The sequence below is a fragment of the Anderseniella sp. Alg231-50 genome (genome assembly GCF_900149695.1).
Lineage (GTDB): Bacteria > Pseudomonadota > Alphaproteobacteria > Rhizobiales > Aestuariivirgaceae > Anderseniella.
Genome location: NZ_LT703003.1, coordinates 261,127 through 278,322, shown reverse-complemented (window position 1 = coordinate 278,322; position 17,196 = coordinate 261,127). Strand labels below are relative to the sequence as shown.

Here is a 17,196-nt window from a genome sequence, read left to right as displayed (position 1 = left end):
TACATAATTACTTCGTTTGGTATAAGCCAATGGCCATCATCAAAAAGTGTCCACGCCAAATGGTGCGGATGCCGGATTACCATAACAGGAGAGAATTCCATGTCGGGCACTTTTCGCGCAATTCAGATCAACAAGACCGATGACAAACAGACAGCTGCGCTGGTCGAACTGAGCGATGCAGACCTGATGGACGGTGACGTGACTGTAGATATCAGTCATTCCACGCTCAACTACAAGGATGGTCTTGCCCTGACGGCGAAAGCACCGATTATCCGCAAGTTTCCGCTGACACCCGGCATTGACTTTGCCGGCACGGTTTCAGCCTCCGACAATCCGGACTACAAGCCCGGCGATGCGGTTATCCTCAACGGCTGGGGGGTTGGTGAAGGCCATTCCGGCGGTTTCGCCGAACGCGCCCGGGTCAAGGGCGACTGGCTGGTGAAAATGCCCGGCGGCATGACCGCCGCCCAGGCAATGGCAATTGGAACAGCAGGCTATACATCAATGCTGTGCGTCATGGCGCTTGAAGATGCCGGCATCACGCCTGACAGCGGTGAAATACTTGTCACCGGTGCTGCCGGCGGCGTTGGGTCGGTGGCAATCGCCATCCTGTCAAAGCTGGGATACTCGGTAACCGCCTCTACCGGGCGGACATCCGAGGAAGCTTTCCTGAAAGGTCTTGGCGCCACCAGCATTGTGGATCGCGAGGAGTTCAATACGCCGCCGAAACCCCTGGCCAAGTCACGCTGGGCAGGGTGTGTCGACGCGGTCGGATCAACGACGCTGGCCAATGTGCTGTCGCAGATGAATTATGGCGGCGCGGTCGCCGCCTGTGGCCTGGCGCAGGGCATGGATCTGCCGGCTTCGGTCGCACCGTTCATTCTGCGTGGTGTCAAGCTGCTGGGAGTGGACTCGGTCATGTGCCCGAAGCCGAGGCGCGAGCAGGCCTGGGCGCGGCTGGCGCAGGACCTTGACATGGCCAAGCTGGACAGCCTGACATCGCATATCAAGCTGGACGATGTAATCGCTGCCGGTGCCGACATCATGTCCGGCAAGGTGCGCGGCCGTATTGTTGTGGATATCGCCTGAGCCGATACTGGCCCGGGTCCAGTCGCTGTTGCCGGAACTACTGCAATGTGCGGATGACGGTGAACTCACCGTTGCGAATGCGTTCCGGCAGGCGCTCGGCCATGATGGCGACCGGTTCTTCGCCATAGCTTGCGATCATGTCTGACAGGGCCGCGAAAATGGCCGCCGTGGCCACGCAGTCCGGATCCAGTCCGTCATAGACAGCTTCTTCCCACGCATCGAGAATATAGCGCAGGGCGGCCTGGCGGCTGCGTTGCGCTTCTTCTCCGTTGTCTTCTTCCGGCATTCGGAATTCCGGCGATTGTTTCACCTTGGCGTCCAGTCGTCTTTTTATTACCCCACCCGGCGACTGCTTTTCCAATCTGTCGGATGCGTCGCTCGAACCCTTACACTAACATGTGGCATGCGAGACACACGCTGATAGTTGGCAAAAGGTTAACGCGTCATGGTTAGCGTTGTGCGAGGTAAAATGGGGTCCGGCTTGCAGGGTGAAATTGCCTGGAACAGGGCTATTTCTTGATGACGGTGCCCGGCTCGAATGCCTCGACAACGAAAGCAAATGTCACATCATAGGGGATGTCTTCATAGCTGCCCGAGGCATTCTTTTTCTGAACGATAATGCTGCCCACATCGCGCCCTTCGGCAATCTCGCCGGTGTCCAGCGCGGATGCCTGGCCAGCCTTCCATTTCAGTGTCACGTTGCCGTGCATCAATTCTTCGGCTTTGCTCAGCATTGACAGGGCAATGGCATTCACCTTGCCGTTGATGCGATAGACCACCACCCGGGCCATGGGACTGATGCCCTCGGGCATCTTGCCGCGATACAGGAACGGGGAGGCGGCACTGTCATAACCCACATACGGGTTGCGGCCATAATTGCGAAAACCGGGATTGTTGGGCACCAGAACCCGGCCATCGGGAAACCGGTTGGTGAAGTCCGCCCAGCTTTCCAGCCTTGCCGGCATGAATTTCAGGCTGCTGCCGACCTGTGATCCGGCGATGGCCTTGCCGGTGAACTGTTGCCACCAGCTTTCGCTTTGCCGGTCATACATGATGAGGTCTGAGTTGCGTAAAAGGCCTGTCGTGCCGAAGTCCTTCAACTCGCCATCGACCATGCGGTCAAACACGATCGCAGCGTTGCACAACGGGCAATAGGTGATGGCAACCGGCTTGCCGCCAACCGTGTCATTGACGATTTCGTGCCAGATCAGGATGCGCAACGGGTAAGCCCGTGCATCGCCATTGATTTCGATGGAGATAACCGGGTCCTTGGCCGACAGGTCCTTCTGTGAGCTTGCAGGCTGGAACTGCGGATTGTCGATCGGAGGGATGCCGTCGCGCGGCGGTCCGCCGGACATCACTTCCGACAGCGGTACCGTGGTCCTGGAAAAATCGGTATTCGACCAGCCCATGCGGACAAACCGCTCGGCCTCGTCGCTTGCCAGCGAGGTCACAGCCAGGCTCGCAAGGAAAAATGCAGCGATTATGCCGGTTACCAGTTTCATCAAGACAAAGGGTGACGTATCGGCCGGTCACACGCCAATCAGTTTTATGTGAGGGTTTTCAGGGTGTTTCTGATCAGTTGCGCCGTGCCATGGGTCATGTCCAGGTTGTCCAGATCGGCAACTTGTGCCCACATGACGTCGGACACGTCTGTTGCCGCGATGGCTTCCCCGCGCTGCCAGTGGCACAAAAACACCGAAATCACGTAGTGAAAGATCACTGCGCCTTGCGCATCGCGGTGAATGATGTCCTGGCATTCGATCAGCCTGTCCAGGCGTGCCGTGACGCCGGTTTCCTCCATTAATTCGCGCAGGGCGGCGTCACGGGCCAGTTCGCCGGTTTCGATATGCCCGCCCGGCAGGCTCCACAGACCGTAACCGGCCCGCTTGGCACGCTTGGCCAGCAGCACCTTGCCATCGCGCAGTGTCATGGTGCTGACGCCCGGGAGCGGTTTTACACGTGCAATTGTCATGACTAACAGTTTGAATCCTGAAAGTGTCGTGGCAGATTGCCGACCATGTGCAATCTATACAGCTTTCGCAAGTCGCCCGAAGAGGTCAAGGCGTTGTTCGACTATCCAGAACAGCCCAACTTCCCGCCGCGCGACGTGGTCGCGCCCGGCCAGCCCATCGCCATTGTGAAGGGTGAAAAGGCCAACCGGCATTTTGCACTGGTACGCTGGGGCTTTGTGCCGTCCTGGACCAAGGAAATGAAAGCCGGCAAGCCGCTCACCAATGCCCGTTCGGAGACGGTTTTTGAAAAGCCGTCTTTCCGGCATGCCATCCGGCGGCGGCGCTGCCTGATTCCGGCTGACGGGTTTTACGAGTGGAAGGGCGACGTGCCCGGCCGCAAGCAGCCGTTTCATATCACCGGATCGCACGATGGCCTGTTTGCCTTTGGCGGTATCTGGGAACACTGGACCTCCCCGGACGGCTCGGAACTTGAAAGCGCCGCCATCCTGACCACCGAACCCAACGCCATGATGGCGCAGATACACACCCGCATGCCGGTGGTCATCAAGCCTGAAGATTTCACCCTCTGGCTCGATCATTCCCGGCCCGACGGCAAGCAGGTTGCCGATTTGATGAGGCCGGTTGAAGATGCGTTTTTCGTGGCCCGGGAGACGGAATTGCCAGGCCGCAAACGCAAACCGCCGGAACCGAAACCGGCGCCTGCAAAAACAACCGATGATCAGCTGAAACTATTCTGAAGGCTCAGGGATAAGCTTGCGGGCCATGCACAGTCGCGGCTCCACCTCATAGCCGAGTTTCTCGTAGAAGGACCGCACCGCCTCGTTTTCTGCCCGGACCAGCAAATTGAGTTTCCACACGCCGCGTTCAGTGAGCCAGCTTTCAGCCGCCCGCATGGCAGCCGCGCCCAGGCCCTGGCGCCGAAAATCCGGATGGGTGGCAACATAGTAGACAATGCCCCGGTGGCCGTCATGGCCGACCATGACGGATGCAATGACGGTTTTATTGTCGACCATGACCAGCAGGTCGGACGCCGGACCGGAGCGGGCAAAGGCGATATCCTTGTCAGGGTCGTTCCAGGGCCGTGTCAGGCCGCAGGCTTCCCACAGCGCAATGACACCGGCAACTTCCGCATCTTGAGCGGGCCTGAATTCAATACTTGCCATGTCAGAGGACCTTGCCCGGATTGAGAATGTTGTTGGGGTCAAGCAACTGCTTGATGCCGCGCATCATGGTCATTTCCACCGGCTGCTTGGTCGCTGCCAGCTCGACCCGCTTCAAGGTGCCGATGCCATGTTCCGCGCTGATCGATCCGCCATACTTGCGCACCGTGTCATGCACGCGTGCGCTCACCTCTTCCCACTTTGCCAGAAAGGCATCTTTGTCTGCGTCGACCGGTTGTGAAATGTTGAAGTGAATATTGCCGTCGCCAATGTGTCCGAACGGTACCGGCCTGCAGCCGGGCAGCATGTCTTCGGCCAGCGCAATCGTCTCGTCGAGAAAGGCGGGTACTTTTGACACCGGCACTGAAATGTCATGCTTGATTGAACCGCCTTCCAGCCGCTGCACTTCCGACATGGCTTCGCGGATGCGCCATAAATCCTGCGCGGCCCGGGTACTGGCGGCAATCGTTGCATCACTGACCAGGCCTTCTTCAAAGGCCACTTCCAGGATGCCGGTTGCCTTGCCGTTCATGTCACCTTCTGCGTCAAAGCCTGCCAGTTCGAACAACACATACCAGTCTGACGGCGCCTGCAGCGGATCACGGCAACCGCCATGCTTTATGGACATTTCAACGCCACTGCGCGGCATGATTTCAAACGCCACAACCGCATTGCCGCTCATCCGGCGCACCAGGGACAACAGTTCGAGCGCGTCGCGCGGTGACGGCACAGATGCGAACACGGTGGCACGGTCAACCGGTGCCGGCAGCAGTTTCATGGAGGCGGCGGTAATGACACCGAGCGTGCCCTCACAGCCGATGAACAGGTGTTTCAGGTCATAACCAGTATTGTCCTTGCGCAGGGAAGTCAGGCCGTTCCACACCTCGCCCGATGCCAGCACCACCTCGAGTCCCAGGCACAGGTCACGGGTGCTCCCGTAAGCCAGCACATTGATGCCGCCGGCATTGGTCGCCAGGTTGCCACCCACCTGGCAGGTGCCTTGCGACGCGATCCACAGCGGAAAAATCAGGCCCTTGGCGCTGGCTGCCTCCTGGGCATTGTGCAGTGTCACGCCGGCCTCGACGGTCATGCAGTTGTCGGCAGCATCGAGATCGCGGACGCGGTTCATCCGGCTTAGTGACAGGACGATTTCTCCGGCCGGCATCTGTCCGCCAACCAGCCCGGTATTGCCGCCTTGCGGCACGACGGCCGTACCGGTTTCGCTGGCAAGTTTGAGGATGGCGCTGACCTCCTCTGTGCTGCCCGGTTGCAGGACCAGTGGTGAATGGCCTGAAAATTTGCCGCGCGGTTCCAGCAGGTGCGGAGCTATGTCAGCCTCGTTCGTCAGCGCGTGTTGCGAACCAACAATTGCGGAGTACTTTTTGATGAGATCAGGTGTCAGCATGGGCCGGACGATAGTGTGGGCATCTGATGCAGTCTAGGCCTTTTGCCGAAGCCCGGAAGGCGGTCGTCCGGTGTGCGGGCCATGCACTGCGGTTTGTTCCGGCTTGACTTTACCGGGCAGATATCATAAATTTCTGTTATGACAGAAATAAAAGAAATAAAAACCGCCAAAGCCGTTGACCAGTTCATTCTCTATTGGGGTGACATGGGCGGGCAGTGGGGCGTCAACCGCTCTGTTGCGCAGATCCACGCCTTGCTGTTCCTCAGTTCAAAATCGCTCAATGCCGAGCAGATTTCCGAAACGCTCGGTATCGCCCGGTCGAATGTCTCGAATTCGCTGAAGGAACTGGTCAGCTGGAAACTGATCCGGCGGGTTCCGATACACGGTGAGCGGCGCGAGCACTTTGAAGCCGAAACCGATGTCTGGGAAATGGCGATGCGTATCGCCCAGGGCCGCAAGGAGCGTGAGATTGATCCTGCGGCTGCCGCCTTGAAGGAGTGTGTTGCAAAGGCAGAGGCGGAAACCGGTATCGATCCGGTTGTCCTGCAGCGGCTGCACGACATGCAGGAATTCATGGATACGACAAACCGCTGGTACGTCCAGATGCTGGGTGTTCCGAAGTCGCAACTGAACAGGCTGATGAAAATGGGCGACAAGGTTCTCTCGGTGTTGAAGTTCACCGGAAAAAGGACGCAGTAACCCGGGCGTCTTTTTATTTGCCCTGTTATTTCTGTTTATACAGAAATAACAGATTTAAAAGAAAACGCTCATAGGGAGCAGTACGATGAGATTGACACAACTCAGAAGACCCCGCACGGAGGCACCTCTCCCGCTCGCAGGTGATGACGTCTTTGACGGACGGTTTCGTAAACTCCTGGGAACGCATGCATGGGACATGCTGCCCGTTGCCATCCGCACACGGTTCAGCAAGCGGCTGCGGCAGGGCAGGAGCAATGCCTATCAGGGTGTGGTGACCCGCATGCAGATGAGCGGGCCCGGGTTCTGTCTCGCCCACGCCGCCCGCCTGGTCGGGGCGCCCTTGCCTTACGATATCAGGTCCGTTGACCAGCCGGCTGTCGTTGTAGTGACCGAGGATGTCGCCACCAACGGGCAATTCTGGATCCGCCAGTACGGGCGCCGGGGTGAATTTCCCCAGACGGTTCACAGTTCAAAACGATTTCAGGGGCCGACCGGGCTTGAAGAATACATCGGTTTCGGCATCGGCATGGCCCTGAACATCGAGGCAACGCCAACCGCGCTGCTGTTCAAGAGCGATCACTACTTCCTGCAGCTGTTTGGCATGCGCATGAGACTGCCGGGCTGGCTGAGCCCGGGTGCCCTGGTCATTGGACACCATGAACTGGGCAACAACCGGTTCACCTTCACCCTGTCACTGCGCAGCCGCCGGTTTGGCGAGCTCATTTCGCAGGAAGCCGTTTTCAGAGACGCAAAGGAGTAAACACATGGACAATCCTGTATTATGGACCGTTATCGCCGTTCAGGCTGCGATGGGCGCATTCGACACCCTGTACCATCATGAGGGAACCGAACGGCTGGCATCTCACAAGAACTAATTACGGCTGCATGGCGTGCGCAATATTTTCCATGTCGCGATTTTTATGCGTTTCGGCTGGTTCGAGCCGCACGGCCTGTTCACAATCGAAACTGCGAAAGAAGGCCTGACTACTCGCCGCTTAACGAACGGAACCCGGCTGGAATTCCGGTGTCATCCCTACCTGTGCTTTGACGGTTACACTGGAGTTCGTGTTGCCGGCTACCGGTGTTGTATGGATTTCCCGTATCAGTTTCTCGCGCATCGCACGGGGAAAGTCGGCGTAATTGTCCGCTGTCATTACGAAAGCGCCGTGCCCGCCGATCAGCTCGCTGTGAAAATACTCTTTAAGATCGGAGACCTCGTTGAGTATCGCCAGCCCGTTGATCGTAACGCCGTGTTGCAGCACGGTCTCCCGGGCCTGTTCCAGCGGAAAACCATCGTTTGAGCGACCGTCTCCGGAAACATCGATCACCCGCCGCAGGCCCGCATAGGAATTTGTGTTGAGTTCATTCAACCCAAATATCAGCGCACTGCCGATCGCTGTCTGGCCACTGGGGGTCTGTCTGGGCATTGACGCTATCTGCTGCGCCAGTTGCAGCGCATCGGTGTCCAGACGCAGGTATGTCCAATCTACAGATTTATACTGATAAGTTCGTTGAGCCCATTGAACGACACAAACCGCGATGCCGCCGGATGCCTGGATGGCTTCGTGCACGACCGGGTTTCGGAATGCAGCGGCAAGGCCCTCGATCTGCAGCCGATATTCAAGCTTGCTGACGCTCGCGGACACGTCGATCAACAGCACGAGTTCGAGGCCGGCTGTCTGGCGGTCTTGTCCTGCAGCAGGTGCCGCACCCTTGAGCATCGACAAAACCAGAAACAGCGCACACACAAGTGACCTGAATCTGGTTCTTTGATTGGTGGGCATGCGCAAGTTTACTCAGACTGCCGCTTCATTTCCAGACTTGGGACCTTTCGGCCCAAACCCTACTGACCTCCAAGTCTGAAGATGACGTCCTATTTTTCCTTGGCGCCTATGAACTGGGTCATCAGCAGGAGAACTGTCGAGACGAGCACCATGATCGTCGAGATTGCCGCAATCGTCGGGTCTATGAAGTCCCGCAGGGCGCTGAACATGTGCTTGGTCAGCGTGGCATTGACGCCGCCTGAAACGAAAATCGCGATAATCACTTCATCAAACGATGTCAGGAACGACAGCAGGGCGGCGGTAATGACGGAAAACCTGATCTGCGGCAGCGTGATCAGGAAAAACGCCTTCACCCGTGTCGCGCCCAGGCTTCGTGCAACGCGTTCCTGGTTCAGGTCATAGGAGCGCAGCGCGGCGGTGATCACGATCATCACCAGTGGTATCGCCATTGCCGTATGCGCGAGAACCAGGCCGGTAATGGTGTTGTTCAGGCCTGCGCGCCCGTAGGCGTAAAAAACCCCTATGGCAATCAGGATCACCGGCACGATCATTGGCGTGATCAGAAACAGGAACAGTGCCCTGGTTGCCCTGTGGCCGGACACGAAAAGCGCATAGGCCGCCATCGTGCCAAGCGGCGTCGCAACCAGCATGGTGATTATGCCGACCTGCACCGACGTTGCGGTGGCCCGCATCCATTTTGTTGAGCCGAAATAGACTTCGTACCAGCGGCTCGACCAGTTTTCCGGCGGAAACTCGAGATACTGGGAATCTGAGAACGACATCGGAATGACAATGAATGTCGGCAGCACCAGCAGCAGCATGATGACCGAGGCCACGACATACAACCAGAACCGGTCGCCGTGCGTGACCTGGGTATCCGATGCGGGACTGCACCACCAACTCATATCAGTTCTTCCCGAAAAGTGCGGCGTCGAACTTGAACAGGCGGCCTGCAATATACAGGAACGCCAGCGTGGCGATCAGCAGTACAACGCCAAGCGCACTGGCCGCGCCCCAGTCGAACTGGTTTTCCAGTATCGCGGTGATCTGCGTTGCCACCATGATGACCCGGCCGCCGCCGAGAACGGCGGGCGTGACGTAGAACCCCAGGCACAGAACAAAGACAATCAAAGAGCCGGCGACCATGCCGGGCAGGGACAGCGGGAAATACACCCGCCAGAAAGCACTGACCGGAGATGCGCCCAGGTTTCCCGCCGCATACATCAGGTCTCGGTCGATCTTTTTCATGGCGTTGTAGAGCGGCAGCACCAGAAACGGCAGCATGATATGGGCCATGCCGATCAGGGTGCCGGTCATGTTGTGAACCAGCTTGACCGGTGTGTCCCACAATCCGATCTGCATGGCAAAATCGTTGAGCAGTCCCTTCTTTTGCAGCAGGACCAGCCAGGCATAGGTGCGCACCAGCAGCGATGTCCAGAACGGCAGCAACACCGCCAGCATGAAAAAGCCGACCCATCGCGGCGGCAAAAGCGCCAGGAAATACGACAGTGGATAGCCGATCAGAATGCAGATCAGTGTTGTCAGCACGCTCACCTGGAAGGTCGTCACAAACACCCGTGCATAGGATTTGTACTGTACCATCTTGGCGTAGTGCTGCAGGGACAGTTCGCCGTCGCTGCCGACAAAGGACAGGTAGAACAGCCATCCAACGGGGATCAGGATGATCAGCACGACTATAATCATGGCCGGGACTGCGAGGCCCAGCAGGGTCCACTGTTCGCGTGCCTGTTGCCGGTGCAGCTCTTCCGCGTGCAGGGGCGCTTCTGATCGCCCGGTTTTCTCCATGCCGATTGCCGTCATTGCCGGTCTTCCTGAGGGATCAGGATCACATCGTCCCTGCCAAGGCCGAGTGTTACCTGTTCTCCGGATTGCGGGTAGCTCGACTTGGCTTTCGACCCGGTTGCAAACCGGACCACAAGCTCGGTTTCATCATCGATGGCAACGATGGAAAATGCCGTTTCCCCCTGGAATACCGTTTCGGTCACCGTTCCCTTGAACGCGATGGTCTGGTCCGTGCCGGATTTCTTATCCGCCATGATGGACAGATGTTCCGGCCGGACCACCAGTGACCAGCCGTTGGCGCCATCGCCTGACGGCTTCTTGCCGACCTTACTGCCCTTGTAGGTGAGGTTTCCAGCTGTGTCCTGATCCAGCGGCAGCATGGTGGACTCGCCGATAAAATCCGCAACGAATGCATTGGCGGGATGATTGTAGATGACTTCCGGTGTGTCCACCTGGGCAAGCCTGCCATGATTGATCACCGCGATGCGGTCAGACATGGTCAGGGCCTCACGCTGATCATGGGTAACATATACGGTCGTCACGCCCAGCTTCCTGTGCAGGATCTTGAGCTCGATCTGCATTCGCTCCCGGAGCTTTTTGTCCAGGGCCGACAGCGGTTCGTCCATCAAAAGAATGCGCGGGCCGAAAACGAATGCGCGTGCCAGTGCAACCCGCTGGCGCTGTCCGCCGGACAACTGGTCGATGCCGCGCTCCCCAAGGCCTGACAACTGCACCGTCTCAAGCGCTTCGGTAACCCGCTCTTCAATCTCGCTGGCACTGACCCCGCGAAGTTTCAGCGGAAATCCGATATTGCCGGCAACCGACATGTGCGGAAACAGGGCATAGCTTTGAAACACCATGCCGACATTTCGTTTGTGGGGCGGTGTGAGAATGACCTCCTGGTCGCCAAACCGGATACTGCCGCTGTCCGGTCTGTTGAAGCCGGCAATCGCCATCAGCAATGTGGTTTTGCCTGAACCGGAAGGCCCCAGAAGTGTCAGGAATTCACCGCTTTTTATCTCCAGGTCGACGGAATCCAGAGCATAAAGGTCGCCGTACTTTTTAGTCAGGCTGCTGATATGGATGGGCAGGGCCGTTGCAGTATCTCGCGACCCGATTGTGTTGTTGTCAGCCAAAACAAAAAACCCCAAAAATGACTGCCGGGCGGCATCGGCCACCCGGCACCCGATAACGTTAATGCTTATTCGCTCAGAAGTTCCATGTACATTTCAAGTGCTTCTGCGCGATGTTCGGCATACCAGGCCAGGCTGACCGGCAGCATCTTCGGCACATTGTTGGGATGCGACGGCAGGGCCTCGATCAGTTCCTTCGGTGCCGTCGTCAGCTCATAGGCCTTCTTGTTGGTCGGCCCGTAGGTGATGTGGAACGGCAGGTTCGCCTGATACTGGGGCTTGGAAATTTCCGCCAGGAATTTCATTGCCGTATCCTTGTTCGGCGCTCCCTTTGGCATGGCGAAGCAGTCATAATCAAGCAGTGCCTGGTTGAAGGTGTAGCCGACCTTGGCGCCGTCTTTCTTGGCATTGTCAAAGCGGCCGTTCCAGCCGGTGGTCATGTCCACTTCGGCATCTTTCATCAGTTGGGCCTGCTGCGCGCCGGACCCCCAGAACACGGCAATATGCGGCTTCAGTTCGCGGATCTTGTTGATTGCCCGCTCCTTGCCTTCCTTGGTGGACAGCACTTCGTAGACCTTGTCTGCGGGCACGCCGTCCGCCATCAGTGCCGGCTCAAGCGCGCCGTCCACATTGTTGGCGCGGTAGGCCCGGGTACCGGGAAACTTCTTCACGTCAAAAAAGTCTGCCCAGGACTTGGGGGCGCCGTCGCTGCCGGGTTCACCGTACTTGTCCGTATTCCAGGACATGACGGTCGCGAAGACATCGGACCCGACGCAGTAGTCGGTATACAGGTTGTCATAGAAGTCGCTGACATCAACCACACCGTAGTCAATCTTTTCCAGGCAGCCCTTGGCAGCAGCGGCTGCTGCGCCACCCGAACCGGTTACCACCAGGTCCCAGGTGACCGAACCGGACTCAACCTGCAGGCAGGTTTTCGACATGCTGGCACCGGATTCCCGGACAATTTCGATGCCGCTGTTTTTCGACGCATCGGTGAACAATGCCTTGTCTTGCGCTTCTCCGTAACTGCCGCCCCATGAAACCACGGTTACCGGGTCTGCGTAGGCAGTGCCGGTTATCGCCAGTGCCATGGCAGAACCCATAGCCAGTTGTTTAATTCTCATCATAGTTCTCCTCTCCTGAGTTTTTGATTTAGTTTTTCGGCCAGTCCAATCCTCTGCGCTAACTCCAGGCCATCCCGGCCGCCTTTTTGTGTTGCCGGCGATCCTGCCAGCGATACCAGGCGACCGCGGCAGGCAGAAACCACGGCTTTCCGGAGTAAAGCGGGCGGGTGGGAAACCGCAGGTCGTCAAAGGCGGTACGGCCCTCCTTCATGCCCAGCACCTTTTGCCCGAGACGCATGCCAAGATACCCGGCCATGGACACACCAGAACCGCAATACCCCATGGCGTAGTGGATGCCATCATGCACACCGGTATGGGCCAGTTCGTCAAAACTGTAGGCCACCGTGCCCTGCCATGCGTGGGAAATCCGATACTCTGCCAGTTCGGGGAATATCCTGCACATGTCGTCACACAGCTTTGGGGCGCTCTTGACCGGATCGGTTTCGGAAGCTGTCACCCGGCCGCCAAACATGATCCGCTTTCGGTCCGGTGTTGCACGATAGTAATACACAACCTTGCAGGTATCGCTGGCGATGCGATTGGTCGGGAACAGCTTGTCGACAAGCTGTGTCGGCAGCTCTTCCGTCGTAATGATGTAGCTGCCGATCGGTATGACGCGACGCTGCAACCAAGGGGTCAGCGTCGAGGTGTATCCGTTTGTCGCCACGACCACATCGCGCGCGGTCACGTCGCCTCGTTCCGTCTTGATGTGGAAACTGTCCTGGTTCTTCGAAATTTCGGTCACAGTGCAGTGTGGGGTCACGTGTACACCTGCATCAAGTGCAACCTGCAGGAAACCACGATGCAGTCTCGCCGGGTTTACGCTGGCATGCCTAGGGAAAACCACTCCGCCGAAATAGGCGTCCGTGCCCAGTTCGCTGTGTTGTTCAGCGCGGGTGACGATGTCCGCCTCGATACCTTCACTGCGCAGTTCTCTGGTCTGCTGCACCAATTGCTCGAACTGATCTGGTGCATGCGCTGCATGAAACCGGCCGCACCGGCTGAAGTCACAGTCAATTTGTTCGCGGGTGACGAAATCCTCTATCCAGTCCAGGGCGGCTTGCCCCTCAGACCGGATGGCCCTGGCCTTTTCCAGGCCGTACTTTTTCGCAAGAGCGTTCAGCGAAGGCTTGATGCTGGTGCTGATCTGGCCGCCGTTGCGGGTACTGCAACCATGGCCGGCGTCTCCGGACTCCAGAACCATGACGGAGCGGCCGCCGCGCGCAATTTCGATCGCGGAACTCAGGCCCGTATAACCTGAGCCGACCACGACACAATCGACTTTTCCCAAAGGATCGGCAGGCAGGCCGGGCGCAGGTTCTGCAGTTTCCAGCCAATAGGATGAGGTGTTCAGTCCGGCAGCAAACCGGCCATCACTTCCGGCAACGGACGTCTCTGGAAGCTTGGTCCTTCCGTTATCGCAACGACTGTCTTCGGTACCGGTGGCTTGCAACATGACTGACCCTTTTGCCCGCTATTGACGCTAGGCAGCACGGCGGATTAAATCAATTTAATTTCTGTTATATGTTTATTCATTTTGCTTATGCGCAAGGAAGGCAGGCCGGCCATTGAAAACACGACATCTGGAAGTATTCGATGCCCTGATCGAGGCCGGTTCGGTATCCCGGGCGGCTGAACGGCTGAACCTGACCCAGCCCGCTGTCAGCATTGCACTGGGCAAACTTGAAACCGAGCTCGGCTTCAAGCTGTTCCACCGCGAAAAAGGCTTCTTTGCACCGACCAAGGAGGCGCTTCAACTGAGCAGCGAGGTTTCGCAGGGCTTGCTTGCCTTCTCAAGGATCGAACAGCGCGCTGAAGAAATAAGAACCGGCTCGACAGGCAGCATCAGCATCGCCACGAACGGCACCCTGGCCGTGAACTTCCTGCCAAAGATCATCGTGGAATTTCAGCGCCGCAACCCCGGCATCAAGATCGATGTTGTCATGCACAGTTCGCGCCGCATTGCGTCATGGATCAGCGGTCGTCAGATTGACATAGGGTTTATCGATACGCCCGTTCCGGTGGCCGGCCTTAACGCCAAACTGTTCCGGCTGGAGTGTGTCTGCATCATGCATGAAGACGACCCCCTTGCCGCGAAGAAGGTCATTACGTCGGCTGATCTCGAAGGCAGGTCCGTGGTGCATATCACCGGTGATCACATGGTCGACCGGCAACTTGACGCGCTGGTGTCAAAGGCGAACGTCGATATCAGGCGGACTGTATCGACCTACTATTTTGCCATTGTCCGCAACGTCGTGGCGCTGGGTGCCGACGTTGCCATCGTCGATCCCATCAACGGCAAGGCGAACCTGTCCGACGGCGTGACGTGGCGGCCTTTCAAGCCGGCAATCTATCATGAAACCGCAATGATAACCTCGCGCACGCAGATGCTGAGTCTGCCGTGCCGGAAATTCATCGCGCTGTTGCTGGAGCACCTGGAGAAGTTCTAAACCGCCTGGCTGGACGCGAAGACCAGGATGCAAGTCGTGTTTAATCGCGCGGTGCAGCGGCCCGGGCCAGGCGGTCGTTTATCGCCACCCCTTCTTTTGGTGCCTGGGTTTGCTCTTCCGCAAATTCATCTTCAGCGAGAACTGCCGGATCAACCTCGGGAAGCTCCTCCGGCATTTCTTCCCCGTTATCCGGACATTCGACTGCATCGGCCGGGTCTCGGTTTTCCAGCTGTTCCGGTTCAGCCCGCGCCTTCATCTCCAAACGTCCTTTGACCTTATCCAAAGGGCTGTTTTCGATGGTCTTTACAATTTCGGAGACGGATTTCTGCAAAAGCGGGTTCGGCTTGAGTACGCCGTCTGCAATCAGGTGGCTGACATATCTTTTTGCATCGATTTCAGGGATGTTCAGCAAGCTTTGCAAAGCCCGCGGCGTGCATTCTCCGTGAAGAGTAGACATGTAAACAGCCCATGACCGGGCCTGCGCCGGAACCGCCGCAGCCGCTGGAAGGGCAGTTGTGACGGACTGCAATGACAATGCTGGACTGGCTGGCAGAGAAAACACCGCAACCAGCGATTGGATAAACCTACGTCTGTTCATGACCATAATATAGGGAGCATCGTTCAAAAAACGAGCATCGAATGGCATCTGCACTCTCGAATGCCTGACGTCTTCAGCCCAAAGCCGCCGTCCTTTCAATCACCAAGAAGGGTCCGTTATTGGGGCAAAGCAGTCATCTTAGGCGCAATCCCAAACCGGCCGCTTTTGACCCATATTGGACATGGGTAGATATGGCGGGATACCGGCTATGCGGACAAAACCGGTGTTGCGGGCCGCCACGAACACCCACTACGCGACATGGGTTGAGCGAGCAAATGACTTCGGAAGCCGAGTCGTATTGACAAATTGCTCAAGGCCGAAGGCGCTCAAGAACCACTTGTGCCACGAACAGGTCCTGTACCGGCAATCCGGAACTGCCGTATTTGCAATGTCGTCTTGTGTTGTACGCCCTTCAGCACGGCCAGTAGGCACATCGCCGATTGCGGATAGTTCCGTCGTTGCAGAGGTATGTTGGAGTTCGCAAATGACTCGGGGCTGGTTCGGGAGATCGCAAAGGGGGAAGCGTCAGGGTGTGCCAGAACATCCGCTGCAACGGCATCTGCCGCCGCAGTGAGATAGGCGTTCAGCTGTCCCGCTTCGACCGCGACACCCGTGCGCCCGCAATTTTGATCGAATAGAATGATAATCGAATTACACTGCGGTGTTCCGAATGCATCGCTGCCATGAGCCTGAACCACCGGGAAGATCGCCGTACCTTTCTCGCTAGCGGCAATCAGCGCATCGCACATCGCATTGTATGCCAGTTCGTGAAAAGCAATTTCAGCCGAAATCTCTTCCGGGACAAATTTCATTCTTTGTTTCCTCACCATCCGCCGAAACGGCGCCACATTTTTAGCGGCGCATCCGGCTCAGGCGTTATGACATTGTAGTGGTTGAATTGTGCGGCCGTGGCGCAGGCATGGTTGGGCAGAATTCGCAGCCGCGTACCCAGCGGTATGTCAGGCAGAGGGGTGCTTCTCCCGGACCTGACCGCTACAATGCCATGCTCCTGATTGGCCTTGATGACAATCAGGTCTGGTAAGACATTGCCAGCATCGTCGCAGACAACACCATATCTTTGATCTACTTCCTGCTGAGCAGTGCCCCGATCCTGAGAAAGCGCCATCCATCCTGCATCAATCAATATCCAGCCTTTCTCACGCTGATGACCGATTACCGTAGTCAAAACAGACAAGGCGATGTCTTCCAGTTCGCACACACCAATGCCGGCTTGCACCAAGTCGAAAAAGACATACACGCCGGCCCGCACCTCCGTGACGCCATCCAGGTTCTCTACCGCGTGGGCTGTTGGCGTTGAACCGATGCTGACAACCGGACAAGGCAGGCCCGCCGTCCTTAGATTTTTGACTGCAGCCACGGCTGCCTTGCATTCCTGCGCCGCAAAGGCCACGTGAGCGTCTCTGCCGACGGCTGAGTAGCTTTCGCCCGCATGGGTCAACACGCCCCGCAGTTCGGCCTTGCCCTCGTGCAGGGTGCGGCCGATCTCCACAAGCACAGGGTCGGTGGGACCCACACCGCCACGATGGCCGTCACAATCGAATTCGATGAGGGCCGGAATGGCCTGACCATGACGGCGCGAAGCCTCATTCACTGTCTCAGCCTGTTCAATACTGTCGAGAATGACTGACAAGTCACAACCACCGGCACGAATTGCGGCTACGCGGTCGAGTTTTTGGGGAGAAATCCCAACCGCATAGGTGATGTCGCGAATGCCCTCACCGGCGAATACCTCGGCTTCCGCCAAAGTCGAAACAACTGCTGGACCCGCACCTTCCGTGAGAAGCAACTTGGCAATGTCGATCGATTTGACCGTTTTCAGATGTGGCCGGAGAGTGGCGCCCTTGCCGGTGATGTGATCCGCCAACCGTTGGATATTGCGGCGCATCCGTAACTCATCAAGGACCAACGCAGGCGTTGGTAAAGCACTTAGACGGGGATCTGTCTCAAACATGAG

19 protein-coding genes are annotated in these 17,196 nt (G+C 57.6%); 5 read left to right on the top strand and 14 right to left on the bottom strand.

Annotation, left to right across the window (positions count from 1 at the left end; all coding sequences use genetic code 11):
- The first annotated feature begins 99 nt into the window (after positions 1 to 99).
- Positions 100 to 1,089: an acrylyl-CoA reductase (NADPH) gene (acuI, locus tag DHN55_RS01370; RefSeq protein ID WP_108879621.1), complete on the top strand. Its 990-nt coding sequence runs from the start codon at positions 100 to 102 to the stop codon at positions 1,087 to 1,089.
- Positions 1,090 to 1,126: 37 nt separating this feature from the next.
- On the opposite strand, the gene DHN55_RS01365 is transcribed toward acuI, so the two are convergent.
- The 3 genes from DHN55_RS01365 to DHN55_RS01355 form a co-directional block, all read right to left on the bottom strand.
- Positions 1,127 to 1,375: a hypothetical protein gene (locus DHN55_RS01365; protein WP_108879620.1), complete on the bottom strand. Its 249-nt coding sequence runs from the start codon at positions 1,373 to 1,375 to the stop codon at positions 1,127 to 1,129.
- A 223-nt stretch (positions 1,376 to 1,598) separates the two neighbouring features.
- Complete coding sequence (locus DHN55_RS01360) at positions 1,599 to 2,594, bottom strand: DUF3179 domain-containing (seleno)protein (protein ID WP_108879619.1); 996 nt, start codon at positions 2,592 to 2,594, stop codon at positions 1,599 to 1,601.
- A gap of 44 nt (positions 2,595 to 2,638) precedes the next feature.
- Positions 2,639 to 3,064 (bottom strand): NUDIX domain-containing protein, encoded by a 426-nt coding sequence (locus DHN55_RS01355; protein ID WP_108879618.1) that lies wholly within the window; start codon positions 3,062 to 3,064, stop codon positions 2,639 to 2,641.
- 45 nt (positions 3,065 to 3,109) lie between these two features.
- Between DHN55_RS01355 and DHN55_RS01350 the strand changes: the two genes are divergently transcribed.
- The gene (locus DHN55_RS01350) at positions 3,110 to 3,802 is read left to right on the top strand and encodes an SOS response-associated peptidase family protein (RefSeq protein ID WP_108879617.1); all 693 of its coding nucleotides are present in this window, start codon (positions 3,110 to 3,112) and stop codon (positions 3,800 to 3,802) included.
- Here DHN55_RS01350 and DHN55_RS01345 read toward each other — a convergent pair.
- Both DHN55_RS01345 and DHN55_RS01340 read right to left on the bottom strand, forming a co-directional pair.
- A complete protein-coding gene (locus DHN55_RS01345; protein WP_108879616.1) occupies positions 3,794 to 4,228 on the bottom strand; it encodes a GNAT family acetyltransferase in 435 nt (144 codons plus the stop codon). The two genes, DHN55_RS01350 and DHN55_RS01345, sit on opposite strands and share 9 nt — an antisense overlap.
- Position 4,229: 1 nt before the next feature.
- On the bottom strand, positions 4,230 to 5,630 hold the full coding sequence (locus DHN55_RS01340) for an FAD-linked oxidase C-terminal domain-containing protein (RefSeq protein ID WP_108879615.1): 1,401 nt from the start codon (positions 5,628 to 5,630) through the stop codon (positions 4,230 to 4,232).
- Between the two features lie 138 nt (positions 5,631 to 5,768).
- Here DHN55_RS01340 and DHN55_RS01335 point away from each other — a divergent pair, with 138 nt between their 5' ends.
- Together DHN55_RS01335 and DHN55_RS01330 are read left to right on the top strand one after the other, a co-directional pair.
- On the top strand, positions 5,769 to 6,329 hold the full coding sequence (locus DHN55_RS01335) for a MarR family transcriptional regulator (protein ID WP_108879614.1): 561 nt from the start codon (positions 5,769 to 5,771) through the stop codon (positions 6,327 to 6,329).
- Between the two features lie 85 nt (positions 6,330 to 6,414).
- Positions 6,415 to 7,089 carry a DUF4166 domain-containing protein gene (locus tag DHN55_RS01330; RefSeq protein ID WP_108879613.1) on the top strand — a complete coding sequence of 225 codons (675 nt, stop codon included), beginning with the start codon at positions 6,415 to 6,417 and terminating at the stop codon, positions 7,087 to 7,089.
- A 235-nt stretch (positions 7,090 to 7,324) separates the two neighbouring features.
- Here DHN55_RS01330 and DHN55_RS01325 read toward each other — a convergent pair whose 3' ends face one another.
- From DHN55_RS01325 to DHN55_RS01300, 6 genes are all read right to left on the bottom strand, one after another.
- Positions 7,325 to 8,113, bottom strand: a complete 789-nt coding sequence (locus tag DHN55_RS01325; protein ID WP_108879612.1) for a DUF1194 domain-containing protein — start codon at positions 8,111 to 8,113, stop codon at positions 7,325 to 7,327.
- Positions 8,114 to 8,202: 89 nt separating this feature from the next.
- On the bottom strand, positions 8,203 to 9,018 hold the full coding sequence (locus tag DHN55_RS01320; RefSeq protein ID WP_108879611.1) for an ABC transporter permease subunit: 816 nt from the start codon (positions 9,016 to 9,018) through the stop codon (positions 8,203 to 8,205).
- A 1-nt stretch (position 9,019) separates the two neighbouring features.
- Positions 9,020 to 9,934: an ABC transporter permease gene (locus tag DHN55_RS01315; RefSeq protein WP_337659783.1), complete on the bottom strand. Its 915-nt coding sequence runs from the start codon at positions 9,932 to 9,934 to the stop codon at positions 9,020 to 9,022.
- Positions 9,931 to 11,052 carry an ABC transporter ATP-binding protein gene (locus tag DHN55_RS01310; protein ID WP_337659782.1) on the bottom strand — a complete coding sequence of 374 codons (1,122 nt, stop codon included), beginning with the start codon at positions 11,050 to 11,052 and terminating at the stop codon, positions 9,931 to 9,933. The genes DHN55_RS01315 and DHN55_RS01310 overlap by 4 nt, the downstream gene beginning before the upstream one ends.
- A 65-nt stretch (positions 11,053 to 11,117) precedes the next feature.
- Positions 11,118 to 12,176, bottom strand: coding sequence for an ABC transporter substrate-binding protein (locus tag DHN55_RS01305; protein ID WP_337659781.1), 1,059 nt, complete (start codon positions 12,174 to 12,176; stop codon positions 11,118 to 11,120).
- 55 nt (positions 12,177 to 12,231) lie between these two features.
- On the bottom strand, positions 12,232 to 13,629 hold the full coding sequence (locus DHN55_RS01300) for an FAD-dependent oxidoreductase (RefSeq protein ID WP_108879610.1): 1,398 nt from the start codon (positions 13,627 to 13,629) through the stop codon (positions 12,232 to 12,234).
- Positions 13,630 to 13,741: 112 nt separating this feature from the next.
- Here DHN55_RS01300 and DHN55_RS01295 point away from each other — a divergent pair, with 112 nt between their 5' ends.
- Positions 13,742 to 14,623 (top strand): LysR family transcriptional regulator, encoded by an 882-nt coding sequence (locus tag DHN55_RS01295; RefSeq protein WP_337659780.1) that lies wholly within the window; start codon positions 13,742 to 13,744, stop codon positions 14,621 to 14,623.
- 40 nt (positions 14,624 to 14,663) lie between these two features.
- On the opposite strand, the gene DHN55_RS22160 is transcribed toward DHN55_RS01295, so the two are convergent.
- The 3 genes from DHN55_RS22160 to DHN55_RS01280 all read right to left on the bottom strand — a co-directional run bounded on the left by DHN55_RS22160 (position 14,664) and on the right by DHN55_RS01280 (position 17,193).
- The gene (locus tag DHN55_RS22160) at positions 14,664 to 15,269 is read right to left on the bottom strand and encodes a hypothetical protein (RefSeq protein WP_337659779.1); all 606 of its coding nucleotides are present in this window, start codon (positions 15,267 to 15,269) and stop codon (positions 14,664 to 14,666) included.
- A 278-nt stretch (positions 15,270 to 15,547) separates the two neighbouring features.
- Positions 15,548 to 16,033, bottom strand: coding sequence for a hypothetical protein (locus DHN55_RS01285; protein WP_337659778.1), 486 nt, complete (start codon positions 16,031 to 16,033; stop codon positions 15,548 to 15,550).
- Between the two features lie 11 nt (positions 16,034 to 16,044).
- The gene (locus DHN55_RS01280; protein WP_108879607.1) at positions 16,045 to 17,193 is read right to left on the bottom strand and encodes an alanine racemase; all 1,149 of its coding nucleotides are present in this window, start codon (positions 17,191 to 17,193) and stop codon (positions 16,045 to 16,047) included.
- Positions 17,194 to 17,196 lie beyond the last annotated feature (3 nt).